Here is a 22,309-nt window from a genome sequence, read left to right as displayed (position 1 = left end):
TGAAATGATCGGCGGCGATTTTTGGCATCGCGTTTTCGGCGACAAACCAAATGCGCCTGCTTGCACAGGTTTTACGGCCTGTAAGCCACGCACTTTAGGAAAATCTTGAAATGATGTTTCATCAGATGAATCGATCGTGCAGTTTTGGACTTTAATTCGCGGCAAAATGAAGCAGAAATTCGAACGAAGTAAGTGTTTATCTGGATAGGGTGAACACGTAATGCTTACAGTCGGGCGCTTCGGGCAGGTTGCTTTTAACAGAGGCCCAAATGCATCGAGCCGGCACAAGGCCGGCTCGTTTTCGTTCTGCGTGTTTCGATCAATGCCCGCGCGCGGTTTCGCTCACTTCAGCTTGCGGCACGACGCCCGTCGATTCCCGCAAGATCATATGCGGCGTGACAACGCGCCTGCGCGTGCTCGCCGGCACATTTCCGGCGATCCGGTCGATCAGCGTCTGCGCGGCGAGCTCTCCCAGTTCACGTACCGATTGCCCCACGGTCGACAAAGCCGGATAGGTGTATCGGCTCAACTCGATGTCGTCGAATCCGATGATCGAGCAATCCTTCGGCACGTTGATCCCGCGCTCCGCTGCCGCCCGCAATGCGCCGACGCCCATCATGTCGTTGCAGGCGAAAATGCCGGTGGGCTTCAGCGTATCGAAGAGTTGCGAAGCGGCTTCATAACCGCCCGTCGCTGAAAACGCGCTTTGCTGAATCGCATTCGGCTCGATCTCGATACCGCGCTCGGCCATCGCGCGAATGAAGCCGTGGACGCGCATCGCGCTGACCGCCGTGGCGATCGGCCCGGTAATGCACGCAACGCGCGAATGCCCGAGTTGCAGCAAGTGGCGCGTAGCGAGATATCCGCCTTTCTCGTGGTCGATCTGCACCAGATCCGCCGATACCCCCTCGATGTTCCTGTCCAGGATCACCAGGGGTTCGCGTGCGCCTGCCAGACTTTGCGCGAGCACCGCATCTTCTCCCGCCGATGCAATCACGAGCCCGTCGATGCGCTTTTCCTGCAGCACGCGAAGATAGCTGCGCTGCTTGGCGGGATCGTCGTCGGAATTGCAAAAGAACATGCAATAGCCGTTCTTCGCGCATCCGTCTTCCACGCCGCGCGCCAGTTCCGCGAAATAGGGATTGGTCGCGTTCGGCACCAGCAAGCCGATGGTGAGCGTGTTGCGCGCCTTGAGGGAACGCGCCACCGCCGACGGTACGTAATCCAGCTCCCGGATTGCACGCTCAACTTTGACCCGCACTTCAGCCGATACAGGCCGCGAGTTGTTCACCACATGAGACACGGTAGTGAACGAAACGCCCGCAATGGCCGCTACATCTTTGATTGTCGCCATACTTGGTCCTTCTCTCTGACTTTTGGTCTTGCTCTTGCTCTTTTAATTGGCACCCGCAACGCGCTTGGGCCTTTTATAGCCCGCCACAGCCCGCCACCCGATGGCGCCCGTTCCCTTCTGTTTTGGCGACCCTCGTGGGCCGTCCGCCGACGTGAATCCCCGTGCCGGCTTCTCTGGTTATTACGCTTGGCTTAACGCGCAGCCTGAACTGCGCGCGTCCCGTTTGTTACCGCGCTACGCCGCAAACAGGCGACGCGTAACGTAACGTCCGGTACCTTCCGATCCTTGAAGCACTGCGCGGTTCCCCACTCCGCCCGCAACGTTTAAATAAAGCACCCGCTATGCCAGGTTGCGCGGGACCCGGTTCATCGTTCAACTTCGCCCGTCTCGGCCGGCGGCGCTTTTGCATCCGGCACTGTGGGTTCCTGCAGAATCTCATCGCGTTTCGCGTAGCCCGCGAAGGCCGCCGCGAGCAGCGTATCCTGCGTCCAGTTATCGCGATCGAAGATTCCGGTCATCCGCCCCGCCGACATCACGCCGATCCGGTCGCAAATGAGCATCAATTCGCGCAGATCGCTCGATACCACCACCAGCGCGCGTCCCTCCAGCGCCAGCGCGCCCATCAGCGCATAAATGTCGAACTTGGCGCCGACGTCGATGCCGCGCGTGGGTTCATCGAAGAGCAGAACCGTCGAATCGCGTGCAAGCCAGCGCCCGATCACGACCTTTTGCTGATTACCGCCCGACAACTCCGACACCGGCTGCGACGGACCGGCTGCGCGAATATGCATGGCGTCGATCTGCGTCTGAGCGAGCGCGGCTTCGCGCTGTCCATCGACAAAACCCTTGCTCGATACCGCCCCGATGTTCCCCAGCGAAATGTTCGCGGCGATCGGCTGCGGCAACAGCAGGCCTTCGCCCTTGCGATCCTCGGTGATCAGCGCAATGCCGTTCCTGACCGCGTCGGCGGGCGATGCGATCTTCACCGGCACGAGCGCCGCGCCTTTATGCGCCACCGATACCTCGCCGCCATCGGCCTTGTCCGCGCCGTAGATCAGCCGCATCAGCTCGGTACGTCCCGCGCCGATCAGCCCGCTGATGCCGAAAATTTCCCCCGCTTTCACTTCGAACGACACGTCGCGAACCACGTCGGCGCGGCGCATGCCATCGACTTTCAGCGCCACATTCCGAATCTTTCGTTCGCCCAGATCGATCCGTTCGCCGATGTCACGCCCGACCATCAGCGTGACGAGCCGGTCGCTCGTCAGATTCGCCATGGCGTCGATGTGAACGAGCTTGCCGTCGCGCAGCACGGCCGCGCGCCCCGCAATCCGCCGCAACTCTTCCAGCCGGTGCGAGATATACACCAGCGCCACGCCCCGCACCTTCAGCCGTTCGACCTGTTCGAACAGCAGATCGACCTCGCGCGCCGTCAGCATGGCGGTGGGTTCATCGAGGATCAGCACGCGGCAATCGCCAATCAAATTGCGCGCGATCTCCACCATCTGCTGATGCCCGATCCCTAATTCGCCGACCAAAGTGCCGGGATCGATTGCATCCAGTCCTACTTGCTGCATGGCGTGGTGTGCGTCCTCGCGCAGCGCCGCACGGTCTATCCAGCCGAACTTCAGGCCCTTGCGCTGCGGCAAACGGTTGAGGAACAAATTCTCCGCGACCGATAGAGTGGGCAGAAGATTCAGTTCCTGCATCACCATGCGCACGCCGAGCGCCTCGGCTTCCTTGCGGCTCGCCGGTGCGTACAGCGCGCCGCCGAGCATCATAGAACCAGTGGTTGGATCGACCAGTCCACCGATGATCTTGGACAACGTGCTCTTGCCCGCACCGTTTTCGCCTGTCAACGCCAGCACTTCGCCCGCGCGCAGATCCAGCGTGACGCCCGTCAGCACGGGCTCCACGTAGGTCTTGCCGACACCGCTGACCGTCAAGACCGGATCATTTCCCACGATTTTGTCCATCGCTTTCCCGCTGCTGCCGACCGGCGCCCGGTTGGACAAAGCGTGCCGCAATCGTTTGCAAGCAGGCTCCTCCGGCCGGCGTTTTCGGTCTTTCGCGCCAGTAAAAACACGCTGAGCATCGTCCGACCGTTCAGTGAAAGCCGCGTTGGTGACCTGGCCGTTCCTTCACTTATCGGCAGCGATGCTCAGTACTTGAGATTTTAGACAGAATTAGACTGACGAATCTTTTTTCCCATGTAGCCACTTACTTCTTTTTGATAACGAGATCCACCGGCGTTTCAACCACGCCCGACAATTCCGATTGTTTCTTGTGCTCGGCAATCGCTTTCAAAGCGGTATCGATACCGAAYACAGCTTGTTTTGCAGCGTATTGATCGGCGGTGGCGAGCACGCGGCCATCGGCGAGCATCGGCTTGATGGCGTTGATGTTGTCGTAACCCACGACCTGCACCTTGCCGGCCTTGCCCGAAGCACGCACGGCGGACACGGCGCCGATTGCCATGTTGTCGTTGCCGCAAAGCAGCGCCTTGACGTTCGGATTTGCATTCAGGATCTGCGATGCAACCGCGTTGCCTTTATCGATTTCCCAATCGCCCGATTGCAACGCAACCACCTTCACGCCTGCAGTTTGCATGGCTTGCTTGAAACCGGCCGTGCGCTGCTGCGCATTCGTAGTCGTCGAAACGCCTTCGATAATGCCGACTTCATCGCCGGATTTGAGCTTTTGCTTGGCAAGATAATCGCCGACCTGACGCGCGCCCTTGGCGTTGTCCGGACCGACGAACGGCACGTTCAGGTTCTTCGACTTGAGCACGTCGGNCTTTTGCTTGGCAAGATAATCGCCGACCTGACGCGCGCCCTTGGCGTTGTCCGGACCGACGAACGGCACGTTCAGGTTCTTCGACTTGAGCACGTCGGYGTCGAGCTTGTTGTCGATATTCACCACGATGATCCCGGCGTCCACGGCCTTCTTGATCACCGGAACCAGCGCCTTGGAATCGGCCGGGGCGATCACGAGCGCATCGACTTTCGATACGATCATCTGTTCCACGATGCGGATCTGGTTGGCGGTATCGGTTTCGTCCTTGATGCCGTTCGTGATCAGGTCGAACTGGTTCGGATTGTGTTTCTGATAGTCCTTGGCGCCGGTTTCCATTGTCAGGAAAAACTCGTTCGCAAGCGACTTCATCACGAGCGCGACCTTCGGCTTGTGCGCGGCTTGCGCGGCGGCATCGCCCGAGTACATGGACAAAGGCAGCGCGGCACATGCGCCGAGCGAAAGCGCAACGCCAAGAAAGCGGCGGCGCAGCGCGGGTTTCAAGTTCTTGTCATGTGAGTTCATGCAACGAATCTCCTGGATTGTTCGAGTTGTTCGAGTTGTTGGAAAAAACGGCATAGAACGTCTGGAACGCTCTGGAGCGCGTCTGCGACATATGGCCAGCCGTTTGGCCGACGATAATTGCCCGAAGCGTGGACGTTTCCCCGATACGCCGCAATTGCTGATGCCCCTGATTTCAGCGCGCCAGGGTACAAAAACACTCACATGACGTGTTCTTCAAAGGTCCTCGACGGACTGGCCTTCCACCTGCTTGTCGATAATCTTGCGCGCATAGTCGATCCCGGCCCGGGTTGCATCGATCGGACTGTCGAACGGTTCCTGGTCCGGCACGCCGAACATTTCGGATCTGCCGCTCTCGCCGGCCGAGCTTCGCGAAATGGTCACGACAATATCAAAATGGCGCGGGCCGTCATCGGGCTCATCGCGTTCTTTAGCGCGGCGCAAGGCCTGGACGCCGATCTCGAAACCTTTGTAGTGATCTGACAAGGGACTGGACATACACGACTCCTTGGAACGGTTTGGACAAGCGGATGGGCGACATTTGGAGCATCGCACGGCCTCAGGCTAAAGCGCGTATGCGACGATTTGAATCACGCCGCCAACACGCCGGAAGCCGATGTGGCGACGCTGCAACGCGGGTTCGTCTCTGCATGGCGCGTCACATGCATCGCAAAATTGTAAGCCTGCTTCGGTCGATTGCCGTGAACATGAAGCACAAGCTTACAACCTCGATGGCGTCCTGACCGCGACATGGATCAAGCGCCGCATGGGCCATGCGCGTGCGTGGCTTTTCATGCGGTATTGGTACGAAACCGTACGGCATTTGTAGGGCTTTTTGCCATAATGAAGCGCCGAAATACGGAAAAAGCCGTCCGGCACGCGCCAGTTCAGTTTCCTGACCGGCGTCACCTTGAAGCACGTCATCCATCTAACAAGGGAGCATCGCCATGAAGATCCGGGCAACCATGACAGCGTTGGCACTGGGCGCCGCGTTAAGCGTGAGCTTCGCCGCAACGCCGGCGTTCGCGCAGAACAGCCAGCAATCGAAAATGAGTACGTGCAACACGCAGGCCGCGGGCAAGAAAGGCGACGAACGCAAGGCGTACATGAAAGACTGTCTTTCGTCGGCGCCAGTTGCTGCAGCCGCACCCATGACACAGCAGCAAAAAATGACGGCTTGCAACAAGACGGCCACGGGCAAGAAAGGCGATGAACGCAAGGCGTTCATGAAAGACTGCCTGAGCAACAAGGGCTAAGCACAAAGCCTGGCAACGAGGTGACGCAAGTCGATGAAGCATAAGCCGCGGCCCTTCGGGCACGCGGCTTTTTTCATTCGATGAAAACCGTGTTCAACCCGAAGCCCTGAAAACGGGAAAACCCTCAGCCGCGCATATTGCGGTGCACCTACGGTCCTGCTACGCGCCGCGCGTTTTATCTCATAAGATGACGCGAAGGCGGCCCGCCCTACAACACAAATACGACAGTCAAGCGCCATCGGTCCGCCAGTCTTGCCGGTTTGCAGCACTGCAACGGACGGAGGCCCGAGGATGGTGTGGCGATATAAAAACCGCTGGTTCAGGCGGTGGCTGGTCCTGATCGTTTTCTGGGCGGTCCCGGTGATGATCGTGGCCGCCAATGAAATCCGCGAGCAACTTGCTTACGACTCAGCGGACCTTTCCAACACGCTCTCTACATGGACGTTCACCGACGCCCAGCGCACCCTGCCCGCCATCAAGCGCTGTCACGGTTCGATCGATGAAGCGCGCATCGCCGGATGTCCGCAAGACGTGCTGGCCGCGAAGGCAGCGGCGGACCAGCAAGCCAATGCGCAGTACGCGACACGCAAGCACGTTTTGTTCGGCTATCTCTGGACGGCTTTCATCGGATACTGGGTCGTGCCGGCAATCACGCTCTTCGTGCTAGGCGCGATCATTGGCATCATTCGCCGGTCGCTAAAACATCCGCTAAAGAAAACGGATGCCAGAACCACGCATGACACCTCGCACGATCCGGCACGCAAGCCGGCAGGCGCGGCCAAGCCATGAGCCTGCAGATTTGCAATGCGACAACACTTCAGTGGTTTTTCCGACGAATCGAACAAGCTTTTATAGTTATTTTCGCGGGTAAGTTTGACCGTATTTGTCCGCATTTGCCGGAGGTGGCGCGGATTTTGCGCCGTGCAGGATTACCGCACGGGAACGCTAAATGTTTTGCACAAACAAGCGGGTTCTCGCTCGGCCACGATGCAGGCCGGTCCAGGTCAAATTTACCTCACTGATTTGTGCTATCGTGCCCAAGTCCAAGCGGGGCAAGGCTTTGCGCGATCCACGAAGGTGTTGCTAAACGACCTGCTGTGTTATAAATCGCCCTGCTGGAACACTCGTAGATGGGGTTTCCCAAAAAACCACGATGGAGAAAACGATGCAAAGACGAAACTTCATGATCAAATCGACCGCCGCACTTGCAATGGGCGGCCTCGCGCTGGCCGGTTGCACGACGACGTCGAACCAGGGCGCACAAAAGACTGCCGGCGATTCGGACGCACGCCGTTCAATCGACGCGGATATCGATGCGACCATGCAGCGCCTGTATGTCACCGCCAAGGGCTCCCGCGAACTCGTGGGCAAGGCGCGCGGCGTGCTCGTGTTCCCGTCGGTGATCCAGGCCGGCTTTATCGTGGGCGCGCAGTACGGCAAGGGCGCGCTGCGAGTGGGCGGCAGCTCGGTCGGCTACTACAGCACGACTTCGGGTTCCATCGGCCTGCAGGCTGGCGCGCAATCCAAGTCGATCATCTTCCTGTTCATGACGCAGGACGCACTCGATAAATTCCGAAATACGGACGGCTGGTCGGTCGGCGGCGATGCATCGGTGGCACTGGTCAAGATGGGCGCGAACGGCAACATCGATTCCACGACGGCAACCGCGCCGGTCGAAGTGTTCGTGCTCACGAACGCCGGCCTGATGGCTAACCTGTCGCTGGAAGGCACGAAGGTTTCGCGCCTGGCCATCTAAGTTTCAAGCTGGCTTAAAGCACCGGGGCAGCAAAAAACCGCCGCGCAGAACGACATAAAAGTCGTACTGCGCGGCGGTTTTCTTTATGGCGGCTTTAGTTCGTGGCGCTGTCGATAAGCTTGAAGCGCGCACGCTTTTGCGCCCGAACGACAGCTTGGTACGCATCCACGTATTGCTGCGCCATCCGGTGTGACGTGAAGCGCTCTTCAAAGCACTTGCGCACGCCCGCGCGCGAAATGGTGTGCAGCCGGTTCACGGCGGCAACCGCGCCAATCTCGTCCTCCACGATAAACCCCGACACGCCCTCGTCCACCACTTCCGGCACTGCTCCGCGATTGAACGCGATAACCGGCGTGCCGCACGCCATGGCTTCGATCATCACGAGGCCGAATGGCTCGGGCCAGTCGATGGGAAAAAGCAGCGCATGCGCGCCGGAGAGAAACTCGGCCTTCTGGTGATCGTCGATCTCGCCGATGAACTCCACATACGGGAGCGCCATCAGCGGCGCGATTTCGCGTTCGAAATACTCGCGGTCGGCCGAGTCGACCTTCGCGGCAATCCTGATCTTCATGCCACACCGCCCGGCAATGCGAATGGCGGTATCGACGCGTTTTTCCGGCGATATCCGCCCGAGAAACGCCAGATACGTCTGCCCGACCGGCTGCGGCATGTAGCGCTTTTCCGGCAGCCCGTGATACACGGTCGTCAGCCATTTGGCCTGCGGCAACGGATGGCGTTGCGAGTCGGAAATGGAGATGACCGGCGCGGTGTTGAAGGTGTTGAATATAGGCTGCTGCTCGGGCAGATCGAGCCGGCCGTGCAACGTGGTCACGAACGGCGTGTCCTGGCGCTTGAAGAGCGAGAACGAGTAGTAGTCCATGTGGAAATGCAGCACATCGAAGTCATCGGCGCGGCGTCGGACCATTTCCATCAGCAGCATGTGCGGTGCGATCCGGTCGCGAATAGCCGGGTCGAGGCGCAACGCGCGCGGCCAGACGGCTTCAAGCTTGGCTTTGGTCTGGGAGTCACCCGATGCAAACAGCGTGACGTCGTGCCCGAGTTCCACCAGTGCCTCGGTGATGTACGACACGACGCGCTCTGTTCCCCCGTAAAGCTTTGGCGGCACCGACTCGGTCAGGGGTGCTATTTGTGCAATTCTCATTGTTCTCGTCTCCACTCGGTCTTACGTCGCCGTGATCTTTAACCGGTGCAGTGCCGGATAAGAACGGTCGCCGGTCGTCGCGCGCAAAATTCCATGCGCAGTGACGACACCCGCATTATTGGCCGTGAATGCCTCAACGTTGGCAAAACTTTCACTTTCATGACGCTGTTACAGTCACGAAACACTCGTTTTGCAACGTTACTTCGGCATTCCCGGCCTGTTTCCCGAGTGGTCGAGACGCGGCGTTATTTTTTCTTCGAAGTCTGCTTGGTCTTTTCAACGCCACGCAAATCGGCGAGAAACGAGTCGCGCCATATGCCGAGATCGTACTTGCGCAGCATTTTCATGTTGGTTTCGTAGCGCTCGCGACGCTCGGCCAGCGGCATCGATAACGCCCGGCCAATCGCTTCGCTCATTCCCACGATATCGTGAGGATTCACCATCACCGCGCCGGTCATTTCATCGGCAGCGCCGGCGAACTGGGACAGGACGAGAACGCCGGGATCGTCGGGATTTTGCGCCGCGACGTATTCCTTCGCGACGAGGTTCATGCCGTCGCGCAACGGCGTGACCAGGCCGATCTGCGATTCGCGGAACAGCGACATCAGTTTCCACCGGTCGTAGCGCTGGTTCATATAGCGGATCGGCGTGTAGTCGAGACCCGAATACCGGCCGTTGATGCGCCCTGCTTCGTATTCGAGGTTATGGCGGATCTGCTGGTAAGTATCGACGTCCGAACGCGTTGGCGGTGCGATCTGCACGAGCGTGACGTTGCCGCGCCATTCGGGGGATTTCTCCAAGAAATGCTCGAAAGCCTTGAAGCGCTCGACCAGTCCTTTCGAGTAATCCAGCCGATCCACGCTCATGATCAGCTTGCGTCCTTCAAGGCTCTGCTTCAGGTCCATCACGTCTTGTCGGGCTTCGCCACGCTTGGCTTGCTCGGCGATTTCATCGGGGAAGATGCCGATCCGGTACACGCCCGTTTTCAGCTTGCGGCCGAACGCTTCCACGTGTCCGTCGGCGGTTGCCGAGCCGTGCGCGTGCCGCACGATGTAATCATGAAACGCAGCCTGATCGCCGGGCGTCTGGAAACCCACGACGTCGTAGCAGCACAGCGACTTGACCAACTCCTCGTGCGGCGGAATGTTGAGCAGGATTTGCGGCGATGGAAACGGAATGTGCAGGAAAAAGCCCATCCGGTTCGTCACGCCTTCCGAGCGCAGCGCCTCGCCGAACGGGATCAAGTGATAGTCGTGAACCCAGATGACATCATCGGGCTGCAACAGCTTGATTGCACGATGCGCGAGCCACGAATTGACCCTGCGATATCCCGCGTATTCATCGCGGTCATACACCGCCAGATCATTTCGATAATGAAAAACCGGCCAGAGCGTCGCGTTCGAAAAACCGCGGTAATACTGGTCGTAGTCCTTTTTCGGCAGCCCGACGGTCGCGAAGGTAACGGCGCCGTCCTGTTCGAGTTTCGGACCCTGGTTGGCCACGGTGTCGCTGACCACGTCGCCACTCCATCCGAACCACACGCCGCCGCTGTCCTTCAGCGCGCCGAACACGCCGACGGCCAGGCCGCCGGCGGATCCTTTGGTTTCCGTTGGTGATGCAACTCGGTTTGATACAACCACTAGGCGGCTCATTCTTGTCGTCCCTTATTTTGGTTCGCGACGTCCGGATGTTCAGGATCGATCTCGAAATATTAATGAGTTTGGCCGTGGGCGGCGGCGTCAGTTCAAACTTTGTCCGCGTTTCCCAAGGGCCAAAATGAAGGCCGGCGAATGACGGTCAGCGCCGCTCGCCGCTGCCGACGGGCTCGGCTGGTTCCGTCGCCGGTTTGGCCGTCGATGCCGCCGAATGCGCCGACGGGTCCGGCCCGTGCCGTTCTCCGCGGCTCGCCACCGGATCGGCTTCCGTGTTGGCCGTGCCGCGAACCGGCGGCCGGATCGCGCTGCTTGCCTGCGTCCGGTCCAGCGGCGCCACGAAATCGACGTGCTCGCCTTCCGGCGCAAGATCCGCCCGCGTTCGCGGCAGGAATTGTGGAAACTCGGCTTGCGCGAAATTCAGCAAACCTTCGCGTACGCGGCATCGAAGATCGAAGTTCAGGCCGGAATCGAAGGAACTGACGAGCACGCGAATTTGCATCGACTTTTCGGTGGCATCGGTGACTTGCAGCACTTGCACGCGGCCATCCCACTCAGGCGCGTGTTCCAGGATGCGTTCGAGTTCCTCGCGCAACGGCGCCATCGGCATGCGGTAATCGACGTAGAAAAATACCGTCCCGATAATCTGCGAGCTATTGCGCGTCCAGTTGGTGAACGGATTTTCGATGAACCATTGCAACGGCACGATCATGCGCCGCTGGTCCCAGATCCGGATCGATACATACGTTCCGGTGATTTCCTCGACGCGGCCCCATTCGCCCTGGATCACGACGACGTCGTCGAGCCGGATGGGCTGCGACAACGCAATTTGCAGCCCGGCAATCAAATTCCCAAGAACCGGCCGCGCGGCGATACCGGCAACCAGTCCCGCCACGCCCGCCGACGCCAGCAAACTCGCGCCGATCTGCCGCACGGCCGGAAACGTCATCAACGCCCCGCCGAATCCGATGATCACGATCACCACCATCACGGAACGCGCCAGAACGCGCGCCTGCGTATGAATGCGGCGCGCCTGGAGATTGTCTTGGGAGTCGAGCGGATGCGCCTGAACCAGCGCCTCGGCAACGGCGCCGACCGAGCGCACGGCGAGCCACGTCAGCCCGACGATCAACGAAAGGGTCAACAGGTCGCGCAAAACCGTGGCAAAAGGCAGCGAATCCGGCGCTTCGACCAGCACGAAGCCGAGTGCGAGGATGATGAGGAGCGCGAGCGCGGGTTTATCGATGAAACGTAGCACCACGCTCATCAACGGATACGGCCGCGCAATGCGCACGAGAATCCGCGCGCCTGCCCAGTGAACGCCGATAGCAAACAGCACGGCAAGCGTTGCTACGACAATTGCGCCGGGCCAGGAGTTGAGCGGCGCCGAAGCGATGCGCTCGAAGGAATCGAAATTGATCATCGTCGTCGTGGAATCAGCCTTGAAAAGGTGGATACGACGGGATTTGCGGGAAGCCGCCTACCTACGCGGCATATTGCAGTGCAGCAAACACTATGCCCGCTAATCGAACGACGAGCGTGCAAGCAGCATGAAACGGAATCTGCTTACTTCTCTGCCTTGCACGGATAGGCTTTGCCGAGTCCGAGCGAAACCATGGTGGTCGCGTTGAAGTTGCCCTGCGCCGGATTTTCCGCGATGAACTTGCGCACCGCGTCAGTCAGCTCTTGCGGTTTTACATCGACCGGAAGGCAAAAATACTGTCCGACCTGCGGGCCGGACGTGCCGCCAATGGCTTCAATGGTGTTGTAAATCCCGTCGGCGGCGCCTTCTATGTAGGCCGCGCATGCGCTGCGCGAAGCGGTGTCCGTCTTGGTGCAAAGCATGTTCAGATCGTTGCCGGTGAACGCGGCCGCGCTGAGCGGAAACGCAAGCACCCCGGCCATGACTAAAACCCGCAGCATGATGATCCTTTCTTATGTTTGGCGGTTGCCGGGTGTGGCCCTCCCCGCGCCTTGCAGCGCCTTCGGCTTGGTCCCGGCTTGTTTAGGCTATTCCTCGTATTGCAGAAGACGACCGGTTCATCTTTCCGGTCCCCGTCCTGCAAGTGCGTCATTTTGCACTGTTTGTACCGGTTTGCGGGGCTCCGGATGCGCCCGCAGCGCCGGTCGCCTGCATCGATGCAAGACGCGCCGCCAGCCCTTCCGCTACGTCCTTCTCGTGATATTGCTTCGCGAAGTCCACCGCGGTCATGCCGATCTGATTTTTCACGCGCAAGTCGGCGCCTTCGTCGAGCAGCAGTTTGACTGTGGACAAATGCCCACCGCGCGCTGCCATCATCAGCGGTGTGGTCCCATTGGGCGAACCGGAATCGATATACGCCGAATGGTCGAGCAGCACCTTGACCACGTCGTCATGTCCGTTGGTCGCGGCGTAATGCAGCGGCGTCCAGCCCTTCTTGTTCACTTCCGCGTCCTTCGAAATCAGCATGTTCACGAAGTCGAGGTCGTCGTTGAGCGCGGCCAGCATCATTGCGTTTTCGCCGGCGGGATCGAGCTTTTCGAGGTCGGTCTTCGGGTTTTCGGCGAGCAACTTGCCAACCTTGTCCGACTTCTCGCGCGCGGCGATCACGAGCAGCGGTGCGCCGGTGTTATCGACGAGATTGGGGTCCACGCCCTGAGACAGCAACTTCTGGACGGCCGAGACATCGTCGAACTTCACTGCCTTGATCATGGAATCAGCGGGCGCTGCAAACACCGGTTGCGCGATGGCGGCGGCCGTCAAAACCACGCCGGTGACCAGCGAACGCCACGTCTTGCTGCGCGCTTCTGTATGGCGATTGAAAGCTGTCGAAGATGAAACCGTCGAAAATATAAGCATGTGTTCCTTGGGGATTACTGACTGAATCTTATAATTGATGCAACTTGGACGTCCGGCCTACTGTTCCACAGGCTCGGGAATCTTGAAGAGCTTGAAGAAATTGCGGGTCGTGGCCGCTGCCAGCGCGTCTTCCGGCATTTCTCGCAATTGCGCGATGAAACGTCCGACATAACTTACGTACGCAGGTTCATTCGACTTTCCACGATACGGCACCGGCGCCAGATACGGCGAGTCTGTCTCGATCAACAAACGCTCGAGCGGCACGCGCTGCGCGACGTCCTGCACGTCCTTTGCGCTTTTGAACGTGACAATGCCCGACAGTGAAATGTAAAAGTCTTGCTCAAGCGCGGCTTGTGCAACATGCCACGGCTCGGTAAAGCAATGCATCACGCCGCCGGGAACGCTCGCGCGCTCCTCGGCCATGATCCGCAGCGTGTCTTCCCACGACGATCGCGTGTGGATGATCATCGGTTTGCCCGTCTCGTGCGCGGCGCGAATATGCGTGCGAAACCGTTCGCGCTGCCATTCCATATCGGCGATGCTGCGCCCTTCCAGACGGTAATAATCCAGCCCCGTTTCGCCGATTGCGACCACTTTCGGATGCCGCGCCAGTTCGACGAGATCCTGGACGCTCGGTTCCCGTGCGTCCTCGTGATCCGGATGCACGCCCACCGATGCGTAGATATGCTTGTTTTCTTCCGCGATCTTGAGCACGGACGGCAACGTTTCCAGATCCACCGATACACACAGCGCGTGCGTGACTTTCAGTTCGCGCATCTTGCCGAGGACTTCGGGCAGGCGGTCGGCGAGACCTTCGAAATTGATGTGGCAATGTGAATCGACGAACATGGTGGTTCCGTGTTGATCCGATAAAGGCTTTGATTTAGCTCGCGGACGGCGCGCTAAGCCGGCGGCCGAGGATCACGAGATCGCGCTCGACGGCGTCCAGCACCGCGACGCGCGGCAGCGTGCCCCAGACGTCGAACTGGAATCGGCGGAAGAGGCGAAGGCTCGGATCGTTATGGCCGAACACGAAGCCGAGCAAGGTATCGATACCGAGTTCGGGCGCGCGTTGCATCGCAGCTTCCAGCAGTTGCGTACCCAAACCACGTCCGCGCGTGTTCTCGTGGAGATAGATGCTGACTTCGGCTGTGCGCAGATAGGCCGGACGGCCATAAAAGTCGGAAAAGCTCAGCCACGCCACAACCGCGCCGTTTTCCTCCACAACCCATAACGGGCGCGCCTTCGGCCCATGCGCGTGAAACCAGGCGAGGCGGCTTTCGACCGTCACCGGCTCCAGATCGGCGGTCACGAGCCGGGAAGGCACCGTGGAGTTGTAGATGGCCACGATGCCCGGAAGATCATCGAGAACGGCGTCGCGAAAGCTGAGAGTCATGGTGTGCGTTTAACGATTGAAAGTGGAGTGATCAGGCGGCGTTGAAGACGTCGCGATAACCTAGAAACAGCTCTTCGAAAACCAGCCGCGCGTTGAGCGGATGATTTTCGACCGCGCGCTGCCGTGTCACCAGCTTTTGATAACGGGAAAATCGATCTGCATCGATTTGGGCAGCGCAGCGTTCAAGCGCCTTCGATGCCGCCGGAAAATAGCGCGGCCGCCCGGCCGTTTTCTGCGCCAGCAAATCGTAAAGCCAGCGCTGCAGCCAACCGAGAACCATTGGAACGGGCAGTTTCTGCAGGTTTTCGCCACACGCAAACGCGTCGCAACCGGGACCTGCCGCCAGTTGCGCCAGCGCGAAATCACGGAGCGCACGGTTTTCGTCGTTGGCGAGCGCAAGCGCCGTCAGCGGCGCACCACCCGCCTCGGCAAGCAGCGTCGCCGGCTGCTGCACACCTTGTTGCGCGAGCCATGCCACGGACGGTTCGGCGGCTGGGAGGGTCATCGGCCATTGGCGGCATCGGCTGATGATGGTCGGCAACAACCGGTCGATACGCGCCGTCACCAAAATGAACACCACGCCCGCGGGCGGTTCTTCCAGCGTTTTGAGCAAAGCGTTGGCAGCGAACACGTTGATGGATTCGGCAGGATAAATCAGCACGACCCGCGCGCCGCCCCGGTGCGAACCGAGGCTGAAGAAGTTCATCAGGCCTAAAACCTGATCGATCTTGATTTCCTTGCTCGGAACCTTGGTTTTCTTGCCTTCATCGGCGTCCGGCTTGTCGTCGCCGATGAGTTCGCCTGCGAGCACCTCGGGAAGCACCGCGCGATAGTCGGGGTGATTGCCCTGGCTAAACCACAGGCAAGCGACGCAATGACCGCAGGGCTCGCGCGTTGCGGTTGGCGATTCGCATAGAAGGCTTTGCGCAAGGTGTTGCGCGAACTGCAATTTGCCGATGCCCGCGCGCCCGTGCAACAACAGCGCATGCGGCCAGCTTGCGCGGAGTTGATCGAGATGTGCCCAGTCATCGGTTTGCCACGGGTAGATCATGAATTCTTATATATCCGGTATTTACGACACGATGCTAAGAGTTTTAATTAACTTTAACTAAATCTATTAAATTCATAAAATTCAGATACTTGAAACAACTTCTTCAAGTTTTTTCTGAATTTCTAAAACCGACTGAGTTGCGTCGATGACTACAAACCGTTCCGGCGATTCCGCCGCCCGCCGCAAGTATTCCGCTCGCGTGCGCCCGAAAAAGGAATCGGACTCGCTCTCGAACTTGTCCGGCGCCCGCGCCGCGCCCCGGCGCTCGCTGGCAACGTTCGTAGGGACGTCGAACAATATGGTCAGATCCGGTTGAAAACCACCCTGGACCCATCGCTCGAGCGCTTCAAGTTTGTCACGTGGCAAACCGCGGCCGCCACCTTGATAGGCGAACGTGGCATCGGAAAACCGATCCGACAGCACCCACTCGCCGCGCGCCAACGCCGGTTCGATCACCTGCGCAAGATGCTCGCAGCGCGCGGCGAACATCAGCAGCGCCTCGGTTTCCAGGTCCATCGGCTGGTTCAGCAACAATTCGCGCAGGCTCTCGCCGAGCGCCGTGCCGCCGGGCTCGCGCGTCATCACGACCGAATGGCCAGTTGATGCGATCTTCGCTTCCAGACGCTCGCGGAACCAACCGAGGTGTGTTGTCTTGCCCGCCCCGTCGATGCCTTCAAACGTGATGAATTTGCCGCGCACCATCATTGTCCCCGGATGTACTTGTCGACGGCCTTGTTGTGGTCGCCGAGATTGTCTGAAAAGAAGCTGCTGCCGTCGCCGCGCGACACGAAATAAAGCGCGCTGCTCGACGCAGGATTGACCGTTGCCGCCAGCGCCGCGACGCCGGGCAAGGCGATAGGACCGGGAGGCAGGCCCATGCGCGTGTAGGTATTGTACGGAGTGTCGGTTTGTAAATCTTTCTTCTTGAGCCGGCCGCCGTAAGCCGAGCCCAAACCGTAGATCACCGAAGGATCGGTCTGCAACGGCATGCCGATGCGCAACCGGTTTGCAAACACGGCCGCAACCAGTGGCCGGTCGGCGGCGCGCCCGGTTTCCTTCTCCACGATCGACGCCATGATCAGCGCGTCGTACGGCGTCTTGTAAGGCAGGTTCTGCGCACGCGTGTTCCAGGCTTCGGTCAGGCGCATCTGCATCAGCTTGTATGCGCGCTTATAGACGGCGATATCGCTCGTGCCTTTATCGAAGAGATAGGTGTCCGGGAAAAACAGGCCTTCTGCGCTCGCCTTCGCGATCAGGTCGTCCGGCGCGCCGATGGCTTTCAGCAAATCGGTGTCCGTCATGCCTGCGGTGTCGTGCTGGAGCGCCGGATTGCCGTCCAGCTCGTTGCGCATTTTCTGGAACGTCCATCCTTCGATGATCGTCGCCACGTACTCGTTCACGTCGCCGCGCGCGATCTTCTGCAGCATCTCGTAGGGCGTGATGCCCTCCTTGAACGCGTAATTGCCGGACTTCAGCTGCGACGACAAACCCAGCACGCGCGTCATCAGCACGAACAGCTCGGGCCGCATGTGCGCGCCGCCGCGATCGAGCTGGATGCTCACGCTTTTCAGCGTGCTGTGAGACTTGATGGTGATATCGAGTTCGGGCGAGGCCAGGTCGACCGGGCTGTTCGCCCACTTGAACATGCCCGCGACGAGCACACCGGCAACCACGACCGCGACGACCGCCGCGACCAGACATTTCTTCAAAAGGGACATGCGAAACACGCTCTAGGTAAGACCCATATAATACTTGTTCGCTCACGCCCAAGTCAGGTCCATGAATTCCTCGACCGCTTCCCCTTTTCAAGCTGTGCTTACCGGCGGCATTTTCGCGCCGCTCACGCAGTTCGGTTTCATCGATACAACCGGCGACGACGCCGCCGCGTTTCTTCACACGCAATTGACGAACGACGTCCAGCATCTGGATGCATCGACGGCGCGCCTGGCGGGTTTCTGCTCGCCGAAAGGCCGCTTGATGGCGTCGTTCCTGATGTGGCGCGCGGCCGATTCGGTGCGCCTGATGATCGCCGCCGACTTGCAGGCCAGCGTGCAGAAGCGCCTGTCCATGTTCGTGATGCGCGCAAAAGCCAAGCTGGTGGACGTCACGCCGTCGCTCACCGCTGTGGGATTTGCCGGCGATGTGCGCCATGCGTTGTCCCATCTTTTCGATGCCATGCCCGACGGCGTGCACGTGAAAGTGGACGGTCCGCTCGGTTCGCTGATCCGTGTGCCCGACGCCGCCGGCCGCCCGCGTTTTCTATGGGTCGGACCGAAAGTCGAAGTCGATGCGCATCTCGCCGATCTGGAAAAGAAGCTGACGCGCGCAAACGCCGAGGTTTGGGACTGGCTCGACATCCATGCGGGCGAACCGCGTATTACGCAGCCGGTTAGCGAGCAATTCGTGCCGCAAATGGTCAACTTCGATGTACTCGGCGGCGTGAACTTCAAGAAAGGCTGCTATCCGGGACAGGAAGTGGTTGCCCGCAGTCAGTATCGCGGCACGATCAAGCGGCGGACATCGCTCGCGCACGTGGAATCGGCGAAACCCGGCGACGAACTTTTCCATTCCGATGACCCCGGCCAGCCGTGCGGCCTGGTCGTGAACGTGGCCGCCGCACCCGATGGCGGCGTTGACGCGCTGGTGGAAATCAAGCTCGCGGCGCTGGAACAGGGATCGGTGCATGTCGGCGCGGCTGATGGCCCCGTGCTGAAGTTTTCGCCGCTGCCGTACGCCTTGCCTACCGAAGTTTGAGGCGCTTCCATGTGCCTGATCGTTTTCGACTGGCAGCCGGATGCGAACTCCCGCGTGCCGAATTCTCCGATGCTGACGCTCGCCGCCAATCGCGATGAGTTCTACAGCCGCGAAACCGAGCCGATGCACTGGTGGAAGGACGCGCCGGATATGCTCGCCGGACGCGATCTCACAGGCGGCGGAACGTGGCTGGGCGTGACGCGCGACGGCCGATTCGCCGCCTTGACGAACTATCGGGCGCCATCCGAAGTGCGGCCCGGTGCGCCGACTCGCGGCACGCTGGTGAGCAATTTCCTCTCGGGCGAGCGCGTAAAACCACTCGATTATCTTGGGCAAGTTGCCCGCGACGGGCATCTGTATAACGGCTTCAACGTGATCGTCGGAGATTTCACGCGACGCGAGCTGGCGTGGTACGGCAATCGCGCCGATGCACCGCCCGCGCTGCTCGATGCCGGCATTCACGGGTTATCGAACAGCTTGCTCAATACGCCGTGGCCGAAGCTCGTTGCGCAACGCGACGCCCTGCGCGATCTTGTCCATGCCGAAGATCGGGTTCAGCCGTCGCTCGATGTGCTGATCGCGACAATGCGAAACCCGCATATTGCCGCCGACGCCCTTCTGCCCTCCACCGGAGTTTCGATTGAACGTGAGCGTGTGTTGTCGGCGGCGTTTATAGAAGCCGATGGTTATGGAACACGTAGCACGACGGCGTTGCGCGTTGCATGCGTTCAAGGACAGCTCGAACTGCAAATCAAAGAACTTAGCGACGACGACGGCTCTCACACAATCGTCCGCCCCGGGAACTTTGTACAAGATCATGCGTTTGTGATTACGCGCTAATCGTCGACGCCCAGATATCGACGCAACGCACTCGCCGCGTCCGCGTGGGCTTTCGCCACATCCGGCACCAGACCGCCCATCTTGAAGAACTCGTGCGTCATGCCTTCGTAGCGCACCAGCTCGACCGCCACATGCTCGCGTTCGAGTTTCGCCGCGTAGGCGATGTTTTCATCGAAGAGCGGGTCGTGATCGGCGGCCGCAATCCATGCAGGCGCGATTCCTTCGAACGACGGCATTTCCCCGCGCGCGTCGAGCGGCGCGAAACGCCAGTCGTCGCGATCGTTTTCATTGCGCAGATAATGGTCGAAGAACCATTGAACCGTTTTCGCCGTCAGCACATGGCCTTCCGCGAACTGCGCGTACGAGCGCGTGTCCTGGCGCGCGCTGACGCCCGGATAGATCAGCAACTGCAGACGCAACGCAATACCCGCATCGCGCGCGAGCACCGCGCAGACCGTGGCAAGCGTGCCGCCCGCGCTGTCGCCGCCAATCGCGAAACGCGCGCTGTCGAGTCCCAATGAAGACGCTTGCGCATGGAGGTACGTGAGGGCGTCGAAGGCATCGTGGACGGCAGTCGGGAACTTGTGCTCGGGCGCGAGCCGGTAATCCACCGATACCACCGCGCATCCCGAATCCGCCGCGAGGCGACGGCACAGCGCGGCATGGGTATCGATGCTGCCCACCACGAAACCGCCGCCATGAAAGTACACGAGCGTCGGCGCCGGCGACGTCCAGGCAGGTTCGACCGGATGGAAAATCCGCGCGCGGATGGACGCGCCGTCGCGCACGGGAATATCGAGATCCTGGATATCGAACATGGGCGCGGGCGCGATGTCGATGATCAGCGCGCTGCGTTCGTACGATGCGCGCGCAGCGGCGGCAGTCAGCGTATGAAACGGCGGCCGCTTTGCCTTCGCGATAAGTTCGAGGACCTGGGCAATGGCGGGATTCAGCGGCATGGAAAATGGATCACGTTGAAAGCGCGCGATGATGACACACCTGCGCTCAAGTCCGTCCCCTCACCTCGGGCTTCAATGACAGCGGATCGGTCGGATTGCGCATTTGGGCGACGTCATCGAAACGCAGCTGTACCGACGCCAGAATCTTCGGATGCGTCAGCACGTAGAACCGACGTTCGCGCACCGCATCGAACGTGATTTCCGCCACGTCTTTCGCGCTCAGCTTGCCGCCTTCCACCGCTTTCGTAAGCTGCTTGACCGCCATCTGTTGCGATGTCGTCATGGGCGCTTCGTTACGCAACTCGTCGGGCCGCGCGCGCTCCGCCTGAGCAATGCCGGTAGGCACGAACGCCGGGCACAACAACGAACAATCCACTGGAGCGCCAGCGATCTTCAGGTCGTGATAAAGCGTTTCGGTCAGCGCGACGACCGCATGCTTCGACGCGTTGTACACGCCCATTGCAGGCGCGGACAGCAAGCCCGCAACGGACGCCGTGTTCACGATATGCGCAGGCTCGTTCTGCGCGAGCATCAACGGCGTGAACGCGCGCACGCCGTTCGCCACACCCATTACGTTGACGCCGAACACCCACGCCCAGTCGTTCGCGCTGTTTTCCCACACGAAACCGCCCGCGCCGACGCCTGCGTTATTGAACAGCAGATGCACGGCGCCATACGTGTCCATTGTCGCGCGCGCCAGGGCATCGACCTGGTTTGCATCGGATACATCGGTCGGTACGCCCAGCGCTTCTGCGCCCAACGAACGCGCCATTTCGACCGTATCCGCGAGCCCTTTTACATCGATGTCGGCAAGCACCAGCTTCATGCCGAGCGCCGCGCCTTTCAACGCGAACTCACGGCCGAAGCCGCTGCCCGCGCCCGTGATCACCGCCACTTTGCCATCGAATTGATCCATTGCGTCTCCTCCCGATGCACGCCGGACTCAGATCAGCTTGACCAGTTGCTTGCCGAAGTTCTTGCCCTTGAGCAAGCCGAGAAACGCTTCGGGCGCATTTTCGAGTCCTTGCGCGATGCTTTCGCGATACTGCAGCTTTTTCTGCGCCACGAGACCGCCGAGTTGAGCGAGCGCCTCGGGCCACACTTCCGGCGATTCACTGACGATGAACCCCTGAACCTTCAACCGTTGCGTGAGCAACAGCGAGGGTTTCTTGAGCGGCATCGGCGAGCCGTCGTAGGTGGCAACCATTCCGCACAAGGCAATGCGGCCAAACGCGTTCATGCGCGGCAACGCGGCATCGAGCACTTCACCGCCCACGTTTTCAAAATAGCCATCTACACCGTTGGGCAATGCCGCCTTCAGGTCGTCGTAAAGATTGCCCGCTTTATAGTCGATGCACGCATCGAATCCGAGCGTTTCCTTCACATACCGGCACTTGTCCGCACCGCCCGCGATGCCCACCGCCCGGCAGCCCGCCGCTTTGGCTAACTGGCCGACCACGCTTCCCACCGCGCCGCTCGCCGCGCTGACGAGCACCGTCTCGCCCGCCTTCGGTTCGATGATCTTGTTCAAACCGAGCCACGCAGTAACACCGGGCATGCCGACCGCACCGAGAAAGGCCGAAAGCGGAATATGCGTGTCGTCGACCTTGCTCAAGCCCTTGCCATCGGACGTACCGAATTCCTGCCAGCCGTAGGTCCCGACTACTTTATCGCCAACCGCGAATTTCGGATTGTTCGTTTCCACCACTTCGCCCACCGTGCCGCCGATCATTACCTCGTTGAGCGGCTGCGACGCGGCGTACGATTTCGAATCGTCCATACGGCCGCGCATGTACGGATCAAGCGAGAGATAGTGGTTTCGCACGCGCACCTGACCGTCGGCGAGTGATGCAAGAGGAGTTTCGATGAGCTTGAAGTTATCGGCGCTCGCCGCGCCTTCCGGACGTGAGACAAGGAGAATCTGACGATTGATGGTTCTGTTTTCGGACATCGTGATGCTCCTGTGCGGTCTTCG

22 protein-coding genes and 1 pseudogene are annotated in these 22,309 nt (G+C 60.1%); 5 read left to right on the top strand and 18 right to left on the bottom strand.

The annotated features are described in order from the left end of the window. Positions 1–319: 319 nt before the first annotated feature. From ASG35_RS04625 to ASG35_RS04610, 5 genes and pseudogenes are all read right to left on the bottom strand, one after another. Positions 320–1,354: a LacI family DNA-binding transcriptional regulator gene (locus ASG35_RS04625; RefSeq protein WP_056353287.1), complete on the bottom strand. Its 1,035-nt coding sequence runs from the start codon at positions 1,352–1,354 to the stop codon at positions 320–322. Positions 1,355–1,719: 365 nt separating this feature from the next. Beyond that, on the bottom strand, positions 1,720–3,330 hold the full coding sequence (locus ASG35_RS04620; RefSeq protein WP_056353777.1) for a sugar ABC transporter ATP-binding protein: 1,611 nt from the start codon (positions 3,328–3,330) through the stop codon (positions 1,720–1,722). A gap of 244 nt (positions 3,331–3,574) precedes the next feature. Further along, a pseudogene (locus tag ASG35_RS32060) lies at positions 3,575–4,149 on the bottom strand (substrate-binding domain-containing protein); the annotation flags it as partial. A 1-nt stretch (position 4,150) separates the two neighbouring features. Next, on the bottom strand, positions 4,151–4,672 hold a 522-nt coding region (locus ASG35_RS32055), incomplete at its 3' end, for a substrate-binding domain-containing protein (RefSeq protein ID WP_442854806.1). Positions 4,673–4,885: 213 nt separating this feature from the next. After that, positions 4,886–5,167, bottom strand: coding sequence for a hypothetical protein (locus tag ASG35_RS04610; protein WP_056353277.1), 282 nt, complete (start codon positions 5,165–5,167; stop codon positions 4,886–4,888). Between the two features lie 449 nt (positions 5,168–5,616). On the opposite strand from ASG35_RS04610, the gene ASG35_RS04600 reads away from it, so the two are divergent. The 3 genes from ASG35_RS04600 (at position 5,617) to ASG35_RS04590 (ending at position 7,681) form a co-directional block, all read left to right on the top strand. Then, on the top strand, positions 5,617–5,925 hold the full coding sequence (locus tag ASG35_RS04600) for a PsiF family protein (protein WP_056353272.1): 309 nt from the start codon (positions 5,617–5,619) through the stop codon (positions 5,923–5,925). Positions 5,926–6,216: 291 nt separating this feature from the next. After that, on the top strand, positions 6,217–6,714 hold the full coding sequence (locus ASG35_RS04595; RefSeq protein ID WP_056353271.1) for a hypothetical protein: 498 nt from the start codon (positions 6,217–6,219) through the stop codon (positions 6,712–6,714). Between the two features lie 376 nt (positions 6,715–7,090). Continuing rightward, the gene (locus ASG35_RS04590; RefSeq protein WP_056353774.1) at positions 7,091–7,681 is read left to right on the top strand and encodes a BPSL1445 family SYLF domain-containing lipoprotein; all 591 of its coding nucleotides are present in this window, start codon (positions 7,091–7,093) and stop codon (positions 7,679–7,681) included. A 94-nt stretch (positions 7,682–7,775) separates the two neighbouring features. Here the strand turns inward: ASG35_RS04590 and ASG35_RS04585 are convergent, their stop codons facing one another. From ASG35_RS04585 to mltG, 10 genes are all read right to left on the bottom strand, one after another. Further along, complete coding sequence (locus tag ASG35_RS04585; protein WP_056353270.1) at positions 7,776–8,843, bottom strand: glycosyltransferase family 4 protein; 1,068 nt, start codon at positions 8,841–8,843, stop codon at positions 7,776–7,778. A 245-nt stretch (positions 8,844–9,088) separates the two neighbouring features. Beyond that, positions 9,089–10,495, bottom strand: a complete 1,407-nt coding sequence (gene otsA / locus ASG35_RS04580; RefSeq protein ID WP_056353267.1) for an alpha,alpha-trehalose-phosphate synthase (UDP-forming) — start codon at positions 10,493–10,495, stop codon at positions 9,089–9,091. Between the two features lie 145 nt (positions 10,496–10,640). After that, a complete protein-coding gene (locus ASG35_RS04575) occupies positions 10,641–11,918 on the bottom strand; it encodes a mechanosensitive ion channel family protein (RefSeq protein ID WP_056353261.1) in 1,278 nt (425 codons plus the stop codon). Positions 11,919–12,061: 143 nt separating this feature from the next. After that, positions 12,062–12,418 carry a Rap1a/Tai family immunity protein gene (locus tag ASG35_RS04570; protein WP_056353253.1) on the bottom strand — a complete coding sequence of 119 codons (357 nt, stop codon included), beginning with the start codon at positions 12,416–12,418 and terminating at the stop codon, positions 12,062–12,064. 148 nt (positions 12,419–12,566) lie between these two features. Beyond that, positions 12,567–13,328, bottom strand: a complete 762-nt coding sequence (locus ASG35_RS04565) for an ankyrin repeat domain-containing protein (RefSeq protein WP_442854808.1) — start codon at positions 13,326–13,328, stop codon at positions 12,567–12,569. Positions 13,329–13,391: 63 nt separating this feature from the next. Beyond that, the gene (locus tag ASG35_RS04560) at positions 13,392–14,183 is read right to left on the bottom strand and encodes a TatD family hydrolase (protein WP_056353247.1); all 792 of its coding nucleotides are present in this window, start codon (positions 14,181–14,183) and stop codon (positions 13,392–13,394) included. 34 nt (positions 14,184–14,217) lie between these two features. Beyond that, positions 14,218–14,730 (bottom strand): GNAT family N-acetyltransferase, encoded by a 513-nt coding sequence (locus tag ASG35_RS04555; protein WP_056353244.1) that lies wholly within the window; start codon positions 14,728–14,730, stop codon positions 14,218–14,220. Positions 14,731–14,761: 31 nt separating this feature from the next. Continuing rightward, positions 14,762–15,781, bottom strand: coding sequence for a DNA polymerase III subunit delta' (locus ASG35_RS04550; protein ID WP_056353243.1), 1,020 nt, complete (start codon positions 15,779–15,781; stop codon positions 14,762–14,764). An 81-nt stretch (positions 15,782–15,862) separates the two neighbouring features. Then, the gene (gene tmk / locus ASG35_RS04545) at positions 15,863–16,483 is read right to left on the bottom strand and encodes a dTMP kinase (RefSeq protein WP_056353771.1); all 621 of its coding nucleotides are present in this window, start codon (positions 16,481–16,483) and stop codon (positions 15,863–15,865) included. Beyond that, positions 16,483–17,499, bottom strand: a complete 1,017-nt coding sequence (gene mltG / locus ASG35_RS04540; RefSeq protein ID WP_056353242.1) for an endolytic transglycosylase MltG — start codon at positions 17,497–17,499, stop codon at positions 16,483–16,485. The genes tmk and mltG overlap by 1 nt, the downstream gene beginning before the upstream one ends. Positions 17,500–17,560: 61 nt before the next feature. Here mltG and ygfZ point away from each other — a divergent pair, with 61 nt between their 5' ends. Together ygfZ and ASG35_RS04530 are read left to right on the top strand one after the other, a co-directional pair. Then, positions 17,561–18,535 carry a CAF17-like 4Fe-4S cluster assembly/insertion protein YgfZ gene (gene ygfZ / locus ASG35_RS04535; RefSeq protein WP_056353240.1) on the top strand — a complete coding sequence of 325 codons (975 nt, stop codon included), beginning with the start codon at positions 17,561–17,563 and terminating at the stop codon, positions 18,533–18,535. Between the two features lie 9 nt (positions 18,536–18,544). Continuing rightward, a complete protein-coding gene (locus tag ASG35_RS04530) occupies positions 18,545–19,375 on the top strand; it encodes an NRDE family protein (protein WP_056353237.1) in 831 nt (276 codons plus the stop codon). On the opposite strand, the gene ASG35_RS04525 is transcribed toward ASG35_RS04530, so the two are convergent. From ASG35_RS04525 to ASG35_RS04515, 3 genes are read right to left on the bottom strand one after another with little or no spacing between them, the layout of a single operon-like run. Beyond that, positions 19,372–20,334 carry an alpha/beta hydrolase gene (locus ASG35_RS04525; protein WP_056353236.1) on the bottom strand — a complete coding sequence of 321 codons (963 nt, stop codon included), beginning with the start codon at positions 20,332–20,334 and terminating at the stop codon, positions 19,372–19,374. The two genes, ASG35_RS04530 and ASG35_RS04525, sit on opposite strands and share 4 nt — an antisense overlap. A 46-nt stretch (positions 20,335–20,380) precedes the next feature. After that, on the bottom strand, positions 20,381–21,250 hold the full coding sequence (locus ASG35_RS04520) for an SDR family oxidoreductase (RefSeq protein WP_056353235.1): 870 nt from the start codon (positions 21,248–21,250) through the stop codon (positions 20,381–20,383). A 27-nt stretch (positions 21,251–21,277) separates the two neighbouring features. Beyond that, positions 21,278–22,285: an NADP-dependent oxidoreductase gene (locus ASG35_RS04515; RefSeq protein WP_056353233.1), complete on the bottom strand. Its 1,008-nt coding sequence runs from the start codon at positions 22,283–22,285 to the stop codon at positions 21,278–21,280. Between the last annotated feature and the right edge of the window lie 24 nt (positions 22,286–22,309).

Origin of the sequence: Burkholderia sp. Leaf177 (assembly GCF_001424345.1) — a bacterium.
In the GTDB taxonomy this organism is placed as follows: Bacteria; Pseudomonadota; Gammaproteobacteria; order Burkholderiales; family Burkholderiaceae; genus Caballeronia.
This window is presented reverse-complemented; position numbering and strand designations above follow the sequence as displayed.